The sequence below is a fragment of the Candidatus Nanopelagicales bacterium genome (assembly GCA_018003655.1).
Lineage (GTDB): Bacteria > Actinomycetota > Actinomycetes > S36-B12 > UBA10799 > JAGNDY01.
Genome location: JAGNDY010000160.1, coordinates 1 through 2,804, shown reverse-complemented (window position 1 = coordinate 2,804; position 2,804 = coordinate 1). Strand labels below are relative to the sequence as shown.

The following is a 2,804-nucleotide window of genomic DNA, read 5'->3' as shown; positions in this document are numbered from 1 at the left end:
ACGGACTTGGTTAAGACTTCCGCCAACCACCCGTGCGGCGCAATAGCACTGACGCCAACAAATCCGTTGGACTCCAACGAACGACCCGTCGACGGGTCGATGATGTGGTGCGCAGTGTGGCCATCGTCGGTCAACCAGCGTCGGCGCAGAATGCCGCTGGTGCATAGCGCACCATCGCGCAAGACGACCGAAGTGCCAGCGTCTGAGCGACCCAGCGGGTCATCGATTCCGATCCGCCAGCCCTCGTCCGGATAGCTGCCGGAGACCGTGACATCTCCACCCAGATTGACCATGACCCCGTTTGCGCCTGACTCGATGAGGAAGTCCGCGACCAACTCCGCGCCGAGGCCCTTGCCGATACCGCCACTGTCGACTTCCGATCCCGGTGCCAGCCGAGCTGTCGATCCGTCCGGTGCTAATGACAGTGGCGCAGGTAGAGGCTGACTGCGGGAAGCCAGCGGCGGGGTGGCGGTCGTCGATGTCTGGGCCACTGCGGCAAGCTGCGCCACGTCAGTAACTGGCACAGCGTCGAGTTCATCGAAGTCACGGTCGTAGCCAGCCGCGACTACCTGGTCGGCGAGGAAAGGATCAAAGAGTCCACCACTGAGCTCGTATCCTTGCAACGCTCGGGTTAGGAGCACCCGCATGTCGGCAGAAATCGCTACGTCTTCCCCGGCTTGGGAGTTGAATTGGGATAGCTGACTTTCCGGTGAGAAACGGGTCCAGCGGTCGTCTAGTTCTCGCACTCGCTGTTCACCGGAGTCCAAGAGCACCTCGGTTGAACCAAGGATCAAGATGTGGCAGTTGCAGCCCATGGCCCGGAAGCGTCGCTCTCGCAATGCCAACCGTTGCTTGGCGGGCCGGAAAGGCTCAAAAGCCGATCGGCCAGCACCCCAGGAGGGAACGCTGGCCGATCGATTGATTGGGGTGTCCAAAGAGGAACCTCAGCTCTGGTTGCTGCTTCCGTGGTTGTTGCCTTGGCAGGACTGGACTGCTTGGGATGAGTCGCCCGAACACACCTCGAAGTAGGTGGGGCCTTGCTTGGATCCACCAGCGTTGACCTCGACGTAGGTGGTTCCGTTGTTGGCGGACACACCTGCCTCAGATCCGCCGTACTGTCCCCATCCTCCACCACCGCCGCCGGAGTTGGTGACGTTGAAGCCACTGGCCTTCAGCGCGCCGGTGTAGTAGGTCTCCACCTCCGCGGGGGTGCTTGACGTCGAGAAGCGGCTGTAAGTTGCTGCGCCATCCGGCTCGGGGGCCGTGACCACGGTTGCGCCAGCTGGCGGGCCCGGAACGCCTACGGCAGCGCTCGCCGAGGCTGAACTGCTCGACGACGAGTCGCTTGAGCAACCAGCAATTGCGAGCAAGCCAGCGCCGAGCGCGACCGCTGCCACCGTTGCCCGTCGATTTAGGAGATTCGTATACATGGCTTCCCTCCGGTTGTGACCCACGCCTCATGCCCGAGCAACGCGGAGCCTAGCGCCGGAATGCGACTGAATGCCCGTTGAGAATCGATCGTTCGGATTAGCTGGCCGAGGCCAACGTTGCCGCAGTGGTCTGGGGCTGACCGTTGCGCTCGTAGGTGATCGTGACCTCATCACCGGGAGCATAGGAGCGGATCGCAACAATCAGGCTATCGCCGTCCGCAATCGTCCGGTCGTTGATCTTGGTGATCACATCGCCGGGCTTCAGTCCGGCCGCGGCAGCCGGGCTGCCGGCGTTGACTTGACCGAGCACCGCACCGCTCGTTGCGGCGGACTGACTTTGCGACAACCCGACGCCGAGCTGGGCATGGGTCGCCTTGCCGTTGGACATCAGTTGGTCGGACACTCGGACCGCGTCATTGGAGGGGATCGCAAAGCCGACGCCGATGTTCCCAGACTGCCCATCCGATGATTGGCCGACGGTCGCGATCGCCGAGTTGATTCCCACCACCCGGCCAGCTAAGTCGACAAGCGGACCACCGGAGTTGCCCGGATTGATCGCCGCATCGGTCTGGATGGCATCCATCACCGACTGCTCGCCGGTTCCGCTTGCACCGGAGGTGACCGGACGATGAAGTGTCGACACGATGCCCTCGGTCACGGTGTTACTCAGTCCCAGCGGCGCACCGACTGCGATGACACTCTGACCGACCTGCAACTTCTCGGAGTTGGCGAAAACCGCAGCCTTGAGCCCGCTCACACCCTCCGCCTTGATGACCGCAAGGTCAGAACTCGGGTCTGTTCCCACGATCTTCGCCGAGGCAGTACTGCCGTTGCTCAGGGTCACGCTGACGGACCCGCCTTGACCCACACCCTCGACCACGTGGTTGTTCGTCAGGATGTAGCCGTCGTCCTTGATGATCACGCCGGACCCGGTGCCCTGCCCGCCCTGGCTGGACACCGCGACCGTCACGACACTGGGACCGATCGCCTTGGCGGCTGATTCCACCGAACCGGTCGTGGTAGCTGCTGTGCCAATCGACGTGTCGTTGGTGAGCAGAGACGTCGAGGTTGAGGAGGCAGTTCCGGTCGAGACCCGCGCTCCGACAGCACCGCCAGCTATGCCCGAGGCCACTGCCACGGTGACAACCACGGCGGTGAGCATGACGACCGGACGACGTGCGTAGAAGGACTTCTTCGGTGGCACTGGCGGCTCGGGTGTCGGGGTCAGTGGTGGCACATAAGCAGTATCCGCGAATGACTGCGGCTCGTCACCGGCGGCACTGGTGCGCGAATCGATCGGGGAAGTGTCGTTCGGTCCAGGTTGGTAACTCATGCAGTGAGTTTCCTTAGCCAACCTGGGAGTTTCCTGAGAAA

3 protein-coding genes are annotated in these 2,804 nt (G+C 62.8%); all 3 read right to left on the bottom strand.

All coding sequences use genetic code 11. From position 1 onward, the window contains the following. Positions 1-935, bottom strand: a 935-nt coding sequence (locus KAZ48_11730) for an FAD:protein FMN transferase (GenBank protein ID MBP7973461.1), incomplete at its 3' end; no start/stop codon positions are given. A gap of 9 nt (positions 936-944) precedes the next feature. Then, a complete protein-coding gene (locus tag KAZ48_11725; GenBank protein MBP7973460.1) occupies positions 945-1,430 on the bottom strand; it encodes a hypothetical protein in 486 nt (161 codons plus the stop codon). 97 nt (positions 1,431-1,527) lie between these two features. Further along, complete coding sequence (locus tag KAZ48_11720) at positions 1,528-2,763, bottom strand: trypsin-like peptidase domain-containing protein (GenBank protein MBP7973459.1); 1,236 nt, start codon at positions 2,761-2,763, stop codon at positions 1,528-1,530. Between the last annotated feature and the right edge of the window lie 41 nt (positions 2,764-2,804).

Coding starts and splice junctions, on each gene's coding strand:
- KAZ48_11725 (MBP7973460.1), bottom strand. CDS start 1,430: ATGTATACGAATCTCCTAAATCGACGGGCAACGGTGGCAGCGGTCGCG.
- KAZ48_11720 (MBP7973459.1), bottom strand. CDS start 2,763: ATGAGTTACCAACCTGGACCGAACGACACTTCCCCGATCGATTCGCGC.